General features: G+C 68.7%; 19 protein-coding genes. 13 read left to right on the top strand and 6 right to left on the bottom strand.

Going from position 1 to position 15,615, the window contains the following annotated elements; all coding sequences use genetic code 11:
- Nucleotides 1-28 precede the first annotated feature (28 nt).
- Genes LDL49_RS44475 through soxR form a run of 3 tightly spaced genes read left to right on the top strand, consistent with a single transcriptional unit; the run spans nucleotide 29 to nucleotide 1,706 of the window.
- Nucleotides 29-466 (top strand): Lrp/AsnC family transcriptional regulator, encoded by a 438-nt coding sequence (locus LDL49_RS44475; protein WP_225300965.1) that lies wholly within the window; start codon nucleotides 29-31, stop codon nucleotides 464-466.
- 9 nt (nucleotides 467-475) lie between these two features.
- Complete coding sequence (locus LDL49_RS44470; protein WP_225300964.1) at nucleotides 476-1,195, top strand: metallophosphoesterase; 720 nt, start codon at nucleotides 476-478, stop codon at nucleotides 1,193-1,195.
- A gap of 10 nt (nucleotides 1,196-1,205) precedes the next feature.
- The gene (gene soxR / locus LDL49_RS44465; protein WP_225300963.1) at nucleotides 1,206-1,706 is read left to right on the top strand and encodes a redox-sensitive transcriptional activator SoxR; all 501 of its coding nucleotides are present in this window, start codon (nucleotides 1,206-1,208) and stop codon (nucleotides 1,704-1,706) included.
- On the opposite strand, the gene LDL49_RS44460 is transcribed toward soxR, so the two are convergent.
- A complete protein-coding gene (locus LDL49_RS44460) occupies nucleotides 1,707-2,153 on the bottom strand; it encodes a universal stress protein (protein WP_225300962.1) in 447 nt (148 codons plus the stop codon).
- Nucleotides 2,154-2,340: 187 nt separating this feature from the next.
- On the opposite strand from LDL49_RS44460, the gene LDL49_RS44455 reads away from it, so the two are divergent.
- From LDL49_RS44455 to LDL49_RS44435, 5 genes are all read left to right on the top strand, one after another.
- Complete coding sequence (locus tag LDL49_RS44455) at nucleotides 2,341-2,760, top strand: hypothetical protein (RefSeq protein WP_225300961.1); 420 nt, start codon at nucleotides 2,341-2,343, stop codon at nucleotides 2,758-2,760.
- 18 nt (nucleotides 2,761-2,778) lie between these two features.
- A complete protein-coding gene (locus LDL49_RS44450) occupies nucleotides 2,779-3,144 on the top strand; it encodes a phosphotransferase (RefSeq protein ID WP_225300991.1) in 366 nt (121 codons plus the stop codon).
- A gap of 76 nt (nucleotides 3,145-3,220) precedes the next feature.
- A complete protein-coding gene (locus tag LDL49_RS44445; RefSeq protein WP_225300960.1) occupies nucleotides 3,221-3,766 on the top strand; it encodes an RNA polymerase sigma factor in 546 nt (181 codons plus the stop codon).
- On the top strand, nucleotides 3,763-4,389 hold the full coding sequence (locus LDL49_RS44440; RefSeq protein WP_225300959.1) for a hypothetical protein: 627 nt from the start codon (nucleotides 3,763-3,765) through the stop codon (nucleotides 4,387-4,389). Before LDL49_RS44445 ends, LDL49_RS44440 begins: the two co-directional genes overlap by 4 nt.
- A 95-nt stretch (nucleotides 4,390-4,484) precedes the next feature.
- The gene (locus LDL49_RS44435) at nucleotides 4,485-4,937 is read left to right on the top strand and encodes a TetR/AcrR family transcriptional regulator (protein ID WP_225300958.1); all 453 of its coding nucleotides are present in this window, start codon (nucleotides 4,485-4,487) and stop codon (nucleotides 4,935-4,937) included.
- Here the strand turns inward: LDL49_RS44435 and LDL49_RS44430 are convergent.
- Nucleotides 4,864-5,574: a TetR/AcrR family transcriptional regulator gene (locus LDL49_RS44430; RefSeq protein WP_225300957.1), complete on the bottom strand. Its 711-nt coding sequence runs from the start codon at nucleotides 5,572-5,574 to the stop codon at nucleotides 4,864-4,866. The genes LDL49_RS44435 and LDL49_RS44430 overlap by 74 nt on opposite strands.
- Before the next feature lie 95 nt (nucleotides 5,575-5,669).
- Between LDL49_RS44430 and LDL49_RS44425 the strand changes: the two genes are divergently transcribed.
- Nucleotides 5,670-6,371: an NAD(P)-dependent oxidoreductase gene (locus LDL49_RS44425; RefSeq protein ID WP_225300956.1), complete on the top strand. Its 702-nt coding sequence runs from the start codon at nucleotides 5,670-5,672 to the stop codon at nucleotides 6,369-6,371.
- 264 nt (nucleotides 6,372-6,635) lie between these two features.
- Entirely contained in the window at nucleotides 6,636-7,106 is a 471-nt protein-coding gene (locus LDL49_RS44420) for a GtrA family protein (protein WP_225300955.1), read from the top strand.
- Nucleotides 7,107-7,119: 13 nt separating this feature from the next.
- Here the strand turns inward: LDL49_RS44420 and LDL49_RS44415 are convergent, their stop codons facing one another.
- Nucleotides 7,120-8,172, bottom strand: coding sequence for a saccharopine dehydrogenase family protein (locus LDL49_RS44415; RefSeq protein ID WP_225300954.1), 1,053 nt, complete (start codon nucleotides 8,170-8,172; stop codon nucleotides 7,120-7,122).
- Between LDL49_RS44415 and LDL49_RS44410 the strand changes: the two genes are divergently transcribed.
- Nucleotides 8,171-8,371 carry a helix-turn-helix domain-containing protein gene (locus LDL49_RS44410; RefSeq protein ID WP_225300953.1) on the top strand — a complete coding sequence of 67 codons (201 nt, stop codon included), beginning with the start codon at nucleotides 8,171-8,173 and terminating at the stop codon, nucleotides 8,369-8,371. The two genes, LDL49_RS44415 and LDL49_RS44410, sit on opposite strands and share 2 nt — an antisense overlap.
- Before the next feature lie 304 nt (nucleotides 8,372-8,675).
- Here LDL49_RS44410 and dnaB read toward each other — a convergent pair whose 3' ends face one another.
- Nucleotides 8,676-10,757, bottom strand: a complete 2,082-nt coding sequence (gene dnaB / locus LDL49_RS44405) for a replicative DNA helicase (protein WP_225300952.1) — start codon at nucleotides 10,755-10,757, stop codon at nucleotides 8,676-8,678.
- A gap of 282 nt (nucleotides 10,758-11,039) precedes the next feature.
- On the opposite strand from dnaB, the gene LDL49_RS44400 reads away from it, so the two are divergent.
- Nucleotides 11,040-12,341 carry an MATE family efflux transporter gene (locus LDL49_RS44400; protein WP_225300951.1) on the top strand — a complete coding sequence of 434 codons (1,302 nt, stop codon included), beginning with the start codon at nucleotides 11,040-11,042 and terminating at the stop codon, nucleotides 12,339-12,341.
- A gap of 68 nt (nucleotides 12,342-12,409) precedes the next feature.
- Nucleotides 12,410-13,885 carry an APC family permease gene (locus LDL49_RS44395; protein WP_263656298.1) on the top strand — a complete coding sequence of 492 codons (1,476 nt, stop codon included), beginning with the start codon at nucleotides 12,410-12,412 and terminating at the stop codon, nucleotides 13,883-13,885.
- Between the two features lie 137 nt (nucleotides 13,886-14,022).
- Here the strand turns inward: LDL49_RS44395 and LDL49_RS44390 are convergent, their stop codons facing one another.
- The gene (locus tag LDL49_RS44390) at nucleotides 14,023-14,766 is read right to left on the bottom strand and encodes an amino acid ABC transporter ATP-binding protein (protein WP_225300949.1); all 744 of its coding nucleotides are present in this window, start codon (nucleotides 14,764-14,766) and stop codon (nucleotides 14,023-14,025) included.
- Nucleotides 14,763-15,611, bottom strand: coding sequence for an amino acid ABC transporter permease (locus LDL49_RS44385; protein WP_225300948.1), 849 nt, complete (start codon nucleotides 15,609-15,611; stop codon nucleotides 14,763-14,765). The genes LDL49_RS44390 and LDL49_RS44385 overlap by 4 nt, the downstream gene beginning before the upstream one ends.
- Between the last annotated feature and the right edge of the window lie 4 nt (nucleotides 15,612-15,615).

Raw genomic sequence — 15,615 nt, 5'->3', positions numbered from 1 at the left:
AGGCTGCATAGTCGAATAGCATACTGTCATGGACGAGATCGACAAGATGCTGATCGGGCTGCTCCAGGAAGACGCCACGCGGTCGTACGCGGTGCTCGGCAAGGCGGTCGGCCTGTCGGGTGGGGCGGCGCACGAGCGGGTGCGCAAGCTGCGCGAGCGTGGGGTGATCAAGCGCACCACGATCGAGGTGGACCCGGCCGCGCTCGGGCGCGAGGTCGTGGCGTATGTGCTGGTCGACGGCGGCGCCTGGATGGGGGACGCCGCCGCGCGGCTGGCGGCGATCGCGCCGGTCGAGGAGGCCCACGTCATCGCCGGTCCGGCCTCGGTGCTGCTCAAGGTCCGTACGGCCGACACGAGGGAGTTACAGCAGGTGCTGCGGCAGGTGTTCGAGGTGGACGGCGTGACCGGGACCCAGACGGTGGTCGTGCTGGAGACGTTCTTCGAGCGGCCCGTACACGTGGAATAGGGTGCTCAGGTGGCGATTTTTGCGCAGATCAGTGACACCCACATCGGTGGCTCCGACGAGAGCGTCGAGCGCACGCGGCAGGTCATGGAGCACCTGCGCACGCTGCGCCTCGACGCCGTCCTGGCCACGGGCGACATCGCCGACCACGCGTTGCCGGAGGAATACGCGATCGCGGAGGAGCTGCTCCGCGACGAGCGGCCGCTGGCCGTCTGTCCGGGCAACCATGACGCGGTGCCGGAGTTCGAGAAGCTGCTCGGCCCGGCCAACCAGGCGCTCAGGCTCGACGACGTGACCATCGCCCTGGCCGATTCGAGCGTGCCCGGCCATGACCACGGCTATCTGGCCGACGAGACGCTGGCCTGGCTCGACGAGGTGCTGTCGGAGCGGCCCGACGTCCCGGCGTTCGTGGGGATGCACCATCCGCCGATCGAGCTGGGCATCCCGTACGTCGACCAGATCCGGCTGCGCGAGCCCGAACGGCTGGCGGACCTGCTGTCACGGCATCCGCACGTGGCTGGGGTGCTGACCGGCCACGCACACACCGCCGTGTCGGCCCGGTTCGCCGGTCTGCCGCTCGTCGTCGCACCCGGCGTCATCTCCACCGGCCTGACCAGCGTGGAGACCGACGCCGAGATCCCCGTCACGTACGACCTGCCGCCCGCGTACGCGCTGCACATCTTCGACGGCCGGCAGCTGGTCACCCACTTCCGGCCGGTAATCCTCAAGTAAACTTAAGGTTATGACCAAGGTGGCGTGGAACTCCAAGGAGCTGACGGTCGGCCAGCTCGCCGAGCGCAGCGGCGTGGCCGTGTCGGCGCTGCACTTCTACGAGGCCAAGGGGCTCATCGGGAGCCGCCGCACCGCGGGCAACCAGCGGCGCTACACCCGTGACACGCTGCGCCGGGTCGCGTTCGTCCGGCTGTCGCAGCGGCTGGGCATCCCGCTGCGGACCATCAAGGACGCCCTGGGCGAGCTGCCCGAGGAGCGCACGCCCACGCGTGACGACTGGGCGCGGCTGTCGGCGGCCTGGCGCAGCGAGCTGGACGACCGGATCGAGCAGCTCCAGCGGCTCCGCGACGACCTCACGGAGTGCATCGGGTGCGGGTGCCTGTCGCTCGACCGCTGCGCGCTGGCCAACCCGCACGACCGGCTGGGCAGCGAAGGACCGGGCGCGAGGCGCATCGACACCCGGCTCACCCCGTCCAAGGAGAGCTGCTCGGCCCCACAGGGCGCCTGCTGATCAGTGCTTGGCCGGTGGGACGATCAGGGTCGGCCGGTGGGCGTGGTGCAGCACGTGGTTGGAGACGCTGCCCAGGAGTACGGAGCGCACGCCGGCCAGTCCTCGCGACCCCGTGACGACCAGCGACGCGTCGACCTCGTCCGCGACGTCCACGATCGTCCGCCAGATCGACTCGTTGTCGGCCACCGCCCGATACGTCACATCCGCGAGACCGGCGGCGATCGCCAGCTCGGCCCCCTCCTTGGCGTACTGCTCGGCCTGGACCCGCCACTCCTCACTGGAGTCGGCGAGGACCGCGGCACCGGCCAGCGGATACCTCTTCAGCTGGACGAGCAGCGGCTCCCACACGGTCACGATGAGCGTGGGCTCGGCGGCCAGGTGCTTGGCCGCGAACTCGATGGCGGCGCGCGAGTCGGCTGAGCCGTCGTAGGCGACGAGGATGGTCATGGCGTGCTTCCCTTCAGGTTGAAGCTCACTCTCTCGTTGCAGCACCGGGACGATCAGCCGGGATTCCGGGAGCCGCTGTCTGTTGTGTCACACCGGCGATGGCTCTGTGTTGTGCCGCACCCGACGTGTTGTGCCGCGCCCCTGACGTGTTGTGCCGCACCCGCCGCAGCGGCGAGGATCGGTCGTCGTGACACTCCCCCGCGTGCCCCGCCTCGACATCGACGGCGTCCTGCGCGAGCTCGACGTCCCGCTCGTCCATGAAGGCCCGTGCCCCGGCGGACAGGTCGGAGCCGCGTACGTGCGCTGGCCCGACGGCCACCGATCGGTGCTCACCCGCGGGCCCGACGTCGGCGCGCTGCTGGAGGTGGCCCGCGCGGCGGGCGTCCCGGCGCCGCGCTACGAGCTGGTGCGCCCACCGGTCGTGGTGCAGGAGCTGCTGCCGGGCTCTCCCCCGCGCGAGCCGTCCCGGGTCACGATCGAGTCGATGCTCGACATCAACCGGCGCTGCCGCGGCCTGCTGGCCGGCCGTACGGACCTGTCCGGATTTCCGCTCTTCCTGCGCGCCGACGGGCCGGGCTTCTGCCTGCACGAGCCGCTGCGGACGTAAGACAGTCGCACGCGGCGGCTGCTCGACCAGGTCGAGGAGATCGGCGCCGCCCTTCCCGAGCGGCTGGACGGCCCCGACCTCGTCCACACCGACTTCCATCCCGAGAACGTGCTGGTCGACGCCTCGGGCACGGTCACCGGAGTGATCGACTGGGACGGCGCCACGCGGGGTGACGCGGACTTCGACCTCTTCACGCTGCGCTTCGACCTCACGCACCGGGCCCCGGAGCTCGCTCGGCTGCTCGACGGAATGGTCTCCGAGGAGGCGGAGCCGGCCTGCTGGGCGCACATGAGCCTGCGCATGGTCGACTGGGCGATCCGGCACTTCACCGCCGCCGAGGTCACGGTCTGGCTCGACGTCGCCGAACGGCTCCGTCCGTCCTGACCGTCCTGGCTGGAAACGCTTCTGGTTGCTCGGTCCAAGTAGAGGTGTAGGGCGAGCGACGAAGGGAGCGAGGCCTGTGCGCCTCAACGAAGACCCCGAGGCCTTTGAGGCCTTTTATCGCCGCCATGTCGATGGCGTCATGCGGTTCGTCGTACGCCGGGTGAGTGATCCTCATCTGGCCGCCGACCTGACTGCCGACATCTTCCTGGCGGCCTTGGACTCGGGACACACCTACCGCCCAGGCCGGGGCAGCGAGACCGGTTGGTTGTACGGCGTGGCGCGCAACGTCGTGTCCGCCCAGTATCGACGCACGGCCCGCGAGGCGAAGGCGACCAGCCGCGTCGCGGGCAGGCGACTGATGGACGACCACGACCTCGACCGGATGGAGGAGCGGATCGACGCCGAGCGCCAGATGCGGCGCGCCCTGAAGGCCATGGGCGACCTGCCCGAGGGCGAGCGGGCCGTGCTGGAGCTCGTGGCGATCGACCAGCTCACCGTCAAGGAGGCCGCCGTGGCCTTGGGCATCAACGGGGTGACCGCCCGAGTCCGCCTGCATCGGGCCAGACGCGCCCTTGAAGACGTCGCTTCGTCATCGGCTGTGTACGTGGAGGGACAGGCATGACCGACTTCGAGGAGCGTCTGCTCAGTGCGCTCAAGGACGACATCGCCGGCAGGAAGGCGGACCCGGTCGTCCAGCCACCGGCGCGACGCGGCAGGACCCGTCGTGCCGTGGGACTGGCCGCCGCGGTGGCGGGGGTCGCGGCGGCCACCGTAGTGGCCATGAACGTGTACGGCGGAAGCGCCGCCCCGGCCTTCGCCGTGACCAGGAACGCGGACGGATCGGTCGAGGTACGGATCAGCGAGTTCCGCGACCCCGGCGAGCTGACGGCCAAGCTGGCCGCGGCGGGCGTGACGGCGGTGGTCGACTACCTGCCGGCGGACCAGACCTGCAAGAAGCCCCGAGGCGGGCACGGGGCCGGCGACGGGCGGGCCGAGAACAGCTTCCTGGCCGGGGCCAACGGCACAGGGATCGTGTTCCGGATCGACAAGGGGCAGGTGGCGGCCGGCCAGACGCTCGTCCTGGCGGTCTCCGTCAGCCAGGCGGACAAGCCGCCCACCGCGGTCTCGCTGGAGGTGGTCAAGGGGGCGGTGGCCCCTTGCGAGGCGACCGCGCTGAACCTTCCCCCGGCCACTGACTCCACCGGCACCAGCGAGAAGACCGACGGTGCCGTCGGCGGAGGCTGACGCCCACCTGGGGCGTCAGCCTCCGCAGAAGGCGGCTTGGTTGATGGCGAGCAGCTTCAACACGGGAGGACCTGCCTCCGCAGAAGGCGGCTTGGTTGCTGGCGAGCAGCTTCAACACGGGAGAGCCTGCCTCGTCGAAGGGGGTGGTGTCGGCCGAGGCGTTCGACCGCAACCGGCAGGAGCTCCTCGCACCCCTGGCCGCACAGCCGGGGCTCGCCGCGATCTGGTCGGTGCTGGAGTCCCTGGCCACCCAGTTCAAGGACGATCCGGTCATCCGGGCTGCGGTCCGCCCGCAGAACGAGTCCAGCAGCAGCGACACGGCCCTACCGCCCCGCTACACGGGCTGGATCGACACCTTCACCGGCCTCTACACGCGGGCGGCCTCGGACGGCAGCCTCCGTCCGCGACTCGACCCGGCGACGCCGGCCCGGCTCACCGTCGCCACCTTCTTCGGCATCCACCCGCTGAGGGCCGTCATGCCTCGGATTCGAGGCCGAGTGACCGGACGAGCTGGGCCAGTTCTTCTTGGAAGAGCTTGTCGGGGCTGATCGTCTGGGTACGCAGGTGTCCGTAGATCTCCAGTGACACCAGGCCGTGCAGGTGGCCCCAGATGCGCAACGCGAGGGCCACGCCGGCCGGCGGCAGGGTGGGGAATGCCGGGCGGACCTTGTCGAGAAGCCCGCTGTCGAAGTCGGACCATTGGAAGTCGCTGTGCGCGTAAAGGTGTTCGGCGTGCGGCCAGGCGGCGTCCGCGAGGGCGGCGATGCCCGTACAGACCCGGTGCGCGGCGTCCGGGGCGGCGCCGCCCTCGGGAGCTTGATAGCCGGGCACGGGGTCGCCATAGATGAGGCGAAATCCCTCGGGATTGGCCAGAGCCCAGCCCCGGAAGGCACGCGCCCACGTCTGAATCCGATGGGCCGGACGCGCGGCCGGGGCCTTGGCCCAGGCGGCGTCCACGGCGTCGGCCAGCGCGGTGTAGACCTCGTTGATCAGCGTCGTGACCAGATCGTCGCGGGTGGCGAAGTAGCCGTAGATCGCATTGGCGGTCATGCCCATCTCGCGGGCGATGGCCCGCAGCGTGATCGCGTCAGGTCCGCCCGCGGCCATCAGCTTGAGCGCGACCTGCTGGATCTCCGCCGTCGTCTCGACCCGCAGCCGTTCGCGGCGGCCTCCCGTGCTTCCCACAGCGACCACTCTACAGCGTTACCGCCCTGCTTGCCGTATAAAAACTTCACGCCGTATAGTCTCCTCCCGTCTGACAACGACACATAGGGAGAACCATGCACATCGGCATCATCGGCGCCACAGGCGGCATCGGAAGCCGCGTCGTCACCGAAGCACTCCACCGGGGGCATCACGTCACGGCGTTCAGCCGCGACGCCACCCGGATCAGCGAAGAGCGCGAGAACATCGTCTGGAAGAGCGTTGACGTCCTCGATGCCGCGAGCATCGCCGCGGTCCTGCCCGGGCTGGACGTACTGATCAGCGGATACCAGCCCGGCAACGCCGCCGACGACTTCGCCGACACCCTTTCGCGTTCGATCGCCGACCCCACGGTCTACGCCACGGCCGCCCGAGCGCTGCTCAAGGCGCTGGAGAGCCACCCCCGGACCCGGCTGATCGTGATCGGCGGCGCCGGCAGTCTAGAGATCGAGCCTGGTCTCGTACGAGCCGACTCCGACGAACTTCTCCACGAAACCCTCGACCAAATCGGGCTCCCGAGGGAGTACGCCGCCGCCGTACGCGGGCATCGCGACGCCCTGAACGTCCTGCGCACGTCCAACCGGCTCTGGACCTACTTCAGCCCGGCCGAGGACATCGCTCCCGGCCGGCGCACCGGCCGGTTCCGCATTGGTGGTGACCAACCAGTCCTCGACGCCGACGGACGCAGCCGCATCTCGTCGGAGGACGCCGCCGTCGCCCTCGTCGACGAGGCGGAACTACCTCGCTTCGTCCAGCGGCGCTTCACCATCGGCTACTGAGCCCTGCGACGGTCCGTCGTGGCCGGGATCCCATGGGGATGACTTCAGGGTCCGCACTTGCGTGAGGATTCGCTGCTGCGGAAACGCCGGAATCCGGGATTGATGCGGGCGCTGGATACGTAGCGTCACGGTCCCTCAGCAGTTTCACCATCTGGCCATGAGTGTGTGCGGCTGGTGAGAAGATCGGGAGTGCTCCGAATGGCGAACGCAGTACTCACAAGATTACCGAAACCTCTGCACGCACTTGCGCTCAAGCATCGTGAAGTGCTGAAGTTCGCGGCGGTGGGTGGAACAGCGTTCTTAGTGGACAACACGGTGTTCTATGGGCTGAAGCTCACCATTCTGGAGCCGAAGCCGGTGACCGCCAAGGTCATCGCGGTGCTCATGGCGACGATCGTGTCCTACGTGTTGAATCGCGAATGGTCGTTCCGGACCAGGGGCGGCCACGAGCGCCGTCACGAGGCGGCGCTGTTCTTCCTGGTCAGTGGCATCGGTCTGGTGCTCAGCTCCGCGCCGCTATGGATCTCCCGGTACGTCTTTCGCCTGGAGACCCCGGATGTGAGCCTGGTGACCCAGGAGATCGCCGACTTCGTGAGCGCGCAGATCATCGGCACGCTGATCGCCATGGTCTTCCGCTTCTGGGCGCTCCGGAAGTGGGTCTTCCCCGACGAGAAGGCCCAGTCCGGCAGCGTGCTGCCGGCTCCCACTCCCGATTCCACGGACGAGGCGGCTTGATGGCAGCTCATTGTCAGGTTGCCGGCGCGTCCTCGATGATCCACTGGATCCCATGTGGGATGAGAAAGTCGAGGAAGGCGTTCGGGTGGTAGGCCTGGGCGGGTGCGAGTACTCCCGGCTTGGTGGGGTCGGCGATGAGACGGCGGGCGCTTTCGACGGCGATCACCGCGGTCGTGCCGTAGGTGTCGGGGCCCTGGACGATGCCGCGGGCGCGGCGGCCGTCGGTACTGGTGGCGTCGAGCACGTAGGTGAAGTGCTGGGTGCGGCGGCTGTCCTCATCGGGTCCTTCAGGCAGGCTTTCGATGATCTCCGGTGTGAGCGGGGTGTTCAGCCGGTCGCCCAACGCTGCCTCGGTCAGGCCCTGGACATGCCGGACGTGGATGTGACGGGGAATGGTCACCACCTCCGGCACAGGGAAGGCCATCACCGGGGTCGCCTCCGACTGTCCGGGCAGCCTGATCGCGGTGCGGCGGGCGGGCATGCCGGAGCGCCAGTCGCCGTCGTCGTAGGTCACGCCTCCCGCCTTGATGGCGTCGATCGTTTCGACCAGCGAGCGCAGCGAGCCGCGCGACATGCCGCCGCCCCCGACGATCACGTGGGTGGTGATGATCTCTTCGACCGATTCAAGGTGGTCGGCCAGGATGTGGGCCATGAGGTCTACCGGGACGCAGCCGTCGTTGGCGGCGGGTACGACGGTGAGCCCGGCGTTCTCCGCCTCCGTGGTGAAGGTGTCGAAGATTTTCTTGATGTAGAGCTGCTCGCCTGAGGTGTCGACGTAGTGACAGCCGGCGGCGATCGCGGCGCGGACCACGGCTTCACCTGAGGAGGTGAAGGGTCCGGCGCAGTTGATGACGCCGTCGCAGCCGCGGAACGCGCGCACCAGCGCCTCATGGTCGCTGGTGCCGGCCACACATCGTTCGGCGTCGGGGAGACCGACCGCCGAGGCGGCCTCCTCCAGGCGCGCGAGATCACGTCCGGCCAGGACCGTCTCGATGTCGCGTCGTGCCAGTTCGGTGAGCACGAGCTTTCCCTGGTATCCACTCGCGCCATAAACGGCGATCTTCATGTCATCTCCTCACGATGGGAGCTGCGCGGCTGCTCAGCCCACCAGCACAGTAAGGCGCCGACACAAGACGATTGAATCCGACGCCCCCGTCAACACGATCGCCCAACAGGTCGGCTACAGCTCGCAGTACACCTTCACCCATGCCTTCAAACGCCAGTACGGGTCACCGCCCGGCAGTTACCGGCACCATGCCGGCTGAAGCACAACACCCGCGTCGGAATCTTCCAGGTTTGGCGGCCTATGACACGGTGGTTACTGGCACCCCTTCTTCGGCGTCCGGCGGAAAGACAGCACCCGTGCAGTCGGCCTTGGAGTCCATGGCTTTGCGGGTGCCGGCGCCACCGCTTGGGCGAAGCGGGATGCCCAGGTCATGGGCTCGGCGGGTGATGTAGTCGGTGCTGGTGCCCTTCTCACGTGCGATATCGGCCAGTGTCCGGCGGCGTGTGACGTACGGCTCGTATAGCCAGTCTGGATTGATCGCAGATCCTACATTTCGAATAATGCTAGTGGGCAGCCATGTCAACAAAGCGTGAATAATGCCCCTGGAAGGCAACAGTGACGGTGGCAGTTTGACCATTTCGATGCTTAGCAACTATAAGGTCCGCCTCACCCGCTCTAGGCGACTCACGCTCATAAGCATCCTCACGATGGAGCAGAATGACCATATCCGCATCCTGCTCAATACTTCCGGATTCGCGCAGGTCGCTGACCGCGGGCCGCTTGTCCGTACGCTGCTCGGGGCCTCGGTTGAGCTGGGAGATCGCGATGACCGGCACCTCCAGCTCCTTGGCCAGCAGCTTGATCGCACGGGAGATCTCCGAGACCTCGTTCTGGCGGCTCTCGGTCTTCTTCGGCGAGCTCATCAGCTGGAGGTAGTCGATGACCACGAACCGCAGGTCGTTGCGCTGCTTCAGGCGCCGGCACTTGGCCCGGATCTCCATCATCGACATGTTGGGCGAGTCGTCGATGAACAGCGGTGCCTCGGCCACCTCGCTCATTCGCCGGGCCAGCCTGGTCCAGTCGTCGTCGCCCATCATGCCCGAGCGCATGGCGTGCAGCGCCACCCGTGCCTCGGCCGACAACAGACGCATCGTGATCTCGTTGCGCGACATTTCCAGCGAGAAGATGACGGTGGTCATCCCATGCTTGATCGCCGCGGAGCGGGCGAAGTCGAGCCCCAAGGTGCTGTTGTGGGTGGGGATGCACGTCCTGCCCGCCAGGTAGAGGTGGTCGGCGTTGTCCACCTCCACGCAGCGGACCGGCCGGGAGGGGACAGGGCGTACGTCCACGATGGAGCGGGCCTGTGTGGTGAAGTCGAGCCAGTATCCCTGGTCGGCGCGCCCGGTGGTGGCGTGGTAGCCGAGACTCAGGACGAGCTCGTGCACGTCATGGGCGAACCGCCGACTCGCCACGGCTCCTCCGAAAAGGATCCGCCCCTTTTGCCCAACGGATCCCCCGGTGAAGCCGTCCGAGGCGAGCAGGCCCGCCAACAGGTCGCGCCGCTGTCCCTCCGATGCGCGCAGGTAGGGCGAGGGGATGCGCTGGTCCGGATCGGCGCTGCTGAGGTCGCCGAGCCGGACACCGAGCTCGTACGGCGGCACGGGAAGCTCGAGCTCCTCGAGAGCGAACGGCGCCGACACCGCGACCGCGTGGGCCGCCCCTCCGTCAGCCTTGAAGATCTCCTCCGTGGTCAGCACGCCGTGCGCCGTCCGCCACTGGTGCCCGGCGTCCGCGACGATCACCGTGCCGTCGCTGAACTCCACCTCGTAACACGGCCTGCCGTGCATGACCTCGGTGGCCGCGACCACCCGCGTCGGCCTGCCGTCGGCGCCGAGGAGCCGCTCGCCGACCGCGACCTCGCCCATGGTCGTCCAGCCCGTCGGGGTGGGCAGCGGCGTGTCGAGCGCCAGCGCCTTGCCGATGGCCGGGCGGGCGGCGACGACGATCATCTGGCCCGGGTGCAGCCCGTTGGTGAGCTGGTCGAGGTCCTGGAAGCCGGTCGGCACGCCGACCATCTGGCCGCCGCGGCTGCCGATGGCCTCCAGCTCGTCGAGGGCGCCCGGCATGATGTCGGCCAGCGGCGCGTAGTCCTCGGACGTGCGTCGCTCGGTGACCTTGTAGATCTCCGCCTGCGCGCGGTCGACCAGGTCGTCGACCTCTTCGTTCTGGCCGCCGTAGCCGAAGGAGACGATGCGCGTGCCGGCCTCGATGAGGCGGCGGAGGATGGCCTGCTCACGAACGATCTTCGCGTAGTAGCCGGCGTTGGCCGCGGTGGGGACGACGGCCGTCAGCGTGTGGAGGTAGGCGGCACCCCCGACGCGGGCCATCTCGCCGCGCTTCTGCAGGTCGTCGAAGACCGTGACCGCGTCGGCGGGCTCGCCGCGGCCGTAGAGGTCGGTGATGACGTCATAGATCATCTGATGGGCGGGCCGGTAGAAGTCGTCGGAGCGGATGAGCTCCACCACGTCGGCGATCGCGTCCTTGGACAGCAGCATGCCGCCCAGGACCGACTGCTCCGCCTCGATGTTGCTCGGCGGCGTACGTTCGAAACCCGGGCCTCCGCCGCCCTCTTCGTCAATGCTCACCGCGCCCCCTCAACACCTTGCAGGCGGTCGCACCACCCCCACTTGTAGTCGACCGGTCTGACAGTTTCGCGGGTTCGCGGTGAGACGGCAACGCGGCCTGTGGACAACCCTGTGGTCAAGCTGTGCACTATTCGGCTCAGGGTGTGAAACAACTGTGGACGGAGCTGTGGATAACTCTGTCCACAATCCACAGCACCCCATCTGACCTGGGAAAACTTTGTCCACCGGCTGTGGAGGAAAGAAAGTTGGCCCGACACGCCGTGTAATGGCCATAATGGGTAAATGCCCATTACGCTGCAGGGCCGGGAGATTCTACGCCTGGCCGTGCCCGCGTTCGGCGCGCTGGTCGCCGAGCCGCTCTTCCTGCTCGCCGACTATGCCATCGTGGGACACGGGCTGGGCACCACCGCCCTGGGCGCCCTGGGTGTCGCGGGCACGATCCTGGCCACGGTGGTCAACCTCTGCGTCTTCCTCGCGTACGGCACGACGGCGTCGGTGGCCCGCCAGACCGGCGCGGGCAATCACGCCACGGCGATGCGCAGCGGCGTGGACGGCATCTGGCTCGCGCTGGCCATCGGCGCCGCCCTCATCGCGGTCTGCTGGCCGCTCGCCCCGTCGATCGTCGGACTGTTCGGGGCGGTACCGGAGCAGGCCGGACAGGCCACGACGTACCTGCGCATCTCGCTGCTCGGCGCGCCCGGCATGCTGGTCGTGCTGGCCGGGACGGGCGTGCTGCGCGGCTTGCAGGACACGGTCACGCCGCTGACCGTCGCGGTGGGCTCGTTCGCGCTCAACGCGGGGCTGAACGCGTGGTTCGTACTCGGCCTGCACTGGGGCATCGCGGGCTCGGCCTGGGGCACCGTGCTGGCCCAGACGCTGGGCGCGGCCGTCTACCTCGTCGTGGTGGCCAGGGGCGCGCTGCGGCTCGGCATACCGCTCACGCCTCACCCGGCGGGCGTCAGGCAGGCGGGTACGGCCGGCTTCGCGCTGCTCATCAGGACCGTCTGCCTGCGCGTCGTGCTGGTCGTGGCGACCGTGGTGGCCACCAGGATGGGCCAGGCCCAGCTGGCCGCGTACGCCATCGCCACCCAGGTCTGGACGCTGCTGGCCTTCGCCCTGGACGCCATCGCCATCGCCGGCCAGGCCATCACCGGCCGTACGCTCGGCGCCGGCGACGTGGCCGCCACCAGGGCCGCGACCCGGCGCATGGTGTGGTGGGGCCTCTGGTCGGGGTTCGTGCTCGGCGCGCTCGTCGTCGCGGCCCGGCCGCTGCTGCCCGGCCTGTTCGACGCCGATCCACAGGTGACCGAGCAGCTGCTGGCCGTGCTCTGGCCGGTGGCGCTGTTCCAGCCGGTGTGCGGCGTGGTGTTCGTCCTCGACGGGGTGCTGATCGGCGCGGGCGACCAGCGCTACCTCGCGTGGGCGGCGCTGTGGACGACGCTCGCGTACCTGCCCTGCGCCTTTCTCGCCTCGGGATTCGGCATCGTCGCACTCTGGTGCGCGCTAGGGGCATGGATGATCGCACGTTTGATCACGCTGGGACAGCGGGCGCTCGGCACGGCATGGCTGGTGACCGGGGCGTAATCGTCCCGTGCTTGCTGTTACGCGTGGGGTGCGGCACTGTGGGCGAGTTCCCTGAGCGGGGTGTGCCTTTGTCGACAATCCTCCGGCGGCTGCCGCCCGACGCCGCGACCGGATTACGCACGGGCGCGCGCCACAGCCTCGCCGAGCTCTACCGGCCCGCCGATCTCGTCGTGCTCGGGCTCGGCGTGATGATCGGCGCGGGCATCTTCAGCATCGCCGGGCAGCAGGCCGCGACCATGGCCGGCCCCGGAGTGATCCTGTCGTTCATGATCGCCGGGATCGCCTGCCTGCTGGCCTGCCTGTGTTACGCCGAGCTGTCGTCCACGATGCCGACGTCGGGCAGCGCGTACACCTTCACCTACGTCATCTTCGGCGAGGTCTGGGCGTGGATCATCGGCTGGGCGCTGATCCTGGAGCTGGAGCTGGCCGTGGCCGTGGTGGCCAGGGCCTGGGCGCTGATCACGGTCCGGGCGATCACCGGGTTCGGGGTGCGCCTGCCGTATCCGAACGTGGTCGAGGACGTGTTCGTCCTGTTCATCCTGGTAGTGCTGACGAGCGTCGTGGCGCTCAACGCGCGGGTCGGGCTGCGGGCGCTGTGGGTGATGGTGGCGGCCAAGCTGGTGGCCATCGGAGCGGTCATCGTCGTCGGGGCGCGGTACGTCAAGGTGGCCAACTTCGGCGATCTCTACACCGAGCCGAAGCCCCTGACCACCCCGGCGGCGACCGTGCTCGACATCATCGTGGGGCAGAGCCACGCGTTCGGCTGGTTCGGTGTGTTCGCGGCGGCGTCGGCCATCGCGTTCGCGTACATCGGCTTCGACGTCGTCGCCACCGCCGCCGAGGAGACCGTGAACGCCTCCAGGGCCATCCCCAAGGGCATGATCCGCAGCCTGGTGATCGCCACGGTCATCTACCTCGCGGTGGCCGTGGTCATGGTCGGCATGATCCCCTACACCGGCATCTCCCCCGACTCGCCGCTGTCCAGCGCGTTCCGCGTGGTGGGTGTCGACTGGATGGCGCACGTCATCGACATCGGCGCGGTCCTCGGGCTGACCACGGTCATCCTGGTGCTGATCGTGGGGCAGACGCGGGTACTGTTCTCGATCGCCCGCGACGGCCTGATGCCGCGTCGCCTGGCCACGATCAGCCGCAGATATCACACGCCCACGCGGGTGACGCTGCTCATCGGGGTGATCGCGATTCTCCTGGCCGAGTTGGTGCCGGTGCTCACGCTGCAGCAGCTGGTGGTGATCGGGACGCTGTTCGCGTTCATGTTCGTCGCGGCGGGCGTGATCGTCATGCGGCGCCGGATGCCGCACCTCGATCGCGGCTTCCGGGTCCCGCTCTCGCCGCTGCTGCCCGCGCTGTCCCTGGTGGCGACGCTCTGGCTGATGGTGAACCTGCAAGTGCTCACCTGGGCGTGGTTCGCCCTGTGGATGACTTTCGGGTTGCTCGTCTATCTTGTGTACGGTCGGCGCCACAGCCTGCTGGCCCAGCCGGAGTTGCCTCCCCTGAACCACGCCAGGGGGCGCCACCGGCGTTGAGAGCCCTGCCTGGGTGGTTCGTCACGACCGTCTCGATCCCTGTGACGGTCCGTGGTGGCTGGTGTCCCTTGGGAGGGATATCCCCTTCGGGGGGCGGATGGAGAAGGGATTCCCGGCGAGCGTTTGCGGATGCCGCGCTAGAGCCGCCCGGAGTCCAGCACAGCCCGTAGGAAGTCCCTTGTACGGGCGTGCTCCGGGTCGGTGAAGATCTTCTCCGGTGGGCCCATCTCCAGCATGACCCCGCCGTCCAAAAAGCACACCGTGTCGGAGATGTCGCGGCAGAAGCCCATCTCGTGCGTCGCCAGGATCATCGTCATGCCCGAGTCCTTGAGCTCCCTGATGACCTGGAGCACCTCCACCACCAGCACCGGGTCGAGCGCCGAGGTGACCTCGTCGAGCAGCATCAGCCGTGGCTTGGTGGCCAGCGCCCGGACGATGGCCACCCGCTGCTGCTGGCCGCCGGAGAGCTGGTCGGGATAGGAACGGGCCTTGTCCGCCAGCCCGAACCTGGCCAGCAGCTCCCCCGCCTGCTCCTCCGCCTCGGCCTTGGCCACCCCGTGCACCTGCCGGGGCGCGAGTGTGATGTTGTCGAGGACCGTCATGTGCGGGAACAGGTTGAACGCCTGGAACACGATGCCCAGCCGCCTGCGTACGTCGTCGACGTCCGCCCGGGGGTCGGTGATCTCCTGCCCGTCGAGGTGGATCGCGCCGTCGTCGATGGTCTCCAGCAGGTTGACGCAGCGCAGCAGCGTGGACTTGCCCGACCCTGACGCGCCGATCAGGCTGACTACCTCGTGCGTGCGTACCTCCAGATCGATGCCGCGCAGGACGCTGTGGCCGCGGAAGTTCTTCCACACCCCGTCGATGGTCAGCAGGCTCATCCCCGCCTCCTTCGCGTACGCGCGGCCAGGTGGTCGGTGAAGCGGGCCATCGGGATCGTGAGCAGGATGAACAGCAGCGACGCCACCAGGTAAGACGTGTAGTTGAACTTGCTGGTCGCGATGATCTGCGCCTGCCTCAGCGCCTCCAGCAGCCCGAGGGTGGCCACCAGCGCCGTGTCCTTCTGCAGGGAGATGAAGTCGTTGAGCAGCGGCGGGACGACCCGGCGAGTGGCCTGCGGGAGCACGACGAACCGCATCGCCTTGACGTGGCTCAGGCCGAGCGAGCGGGCGGCCGCCACCTGGCTCGGATGGACCGACTCGATGCCCGCCCGGAACACCTCGGCCACGTACGCGCCGTACGAGAGCGTCAGGGCGATGATGCCGAGCGTGGCCAGATCCGTCGGAATCCCCTGCAGCCTGAGCGCGGGCAACCCGTAGCCGACCAGGTAGATGACCAGGAGCGTCGGCACACCACGGAAGATGTCGGTGTAGAGCGTGGCCAGCGCCCGGACCGGGAAGAAGGCGGGCGCCGTGACAGTGCGGGCCAGGGCCACCAGCACCCCGACGACCAGGATCAGCGGCTCCGCGATCAGGAAGATCTTGATGTTGAGCAGGAACCCGCTCAGGACGTCCGGCAGCGCCTTGACGAACCACTCCGGGTTGAAGAACGACTCCCGCACCCGCGGCCAGCCGGGCGAGTTGGCGACCCCCACCACGACCAGGACGAGGAAGACGACCGTCGAAGTGCCGGCGATGGAGGCCGAGCGCCGGGCCCGCGACCTGCGGACCCGCTCGCGTTCGAGCTGCCGCTCGCTCTTGACCCAGCCTGCGGCGCTCTCAGTCACTTGA

It is taken from the genome of Nonomuraea aurantiaca (assembly GCF_020215705.1).
GTDB classification, from domain to species: Bacteria; Actinomycetota; Actinomycetes; order Streptosporangiales; family Streptosporangiaceae; genus Nonomuraea; species Nonomuraea aurantiaca.
Note: the sequence above shows the minus strand (reverse complement) of the source record. Positions and strands in the feature narration are given on the sequence as shown.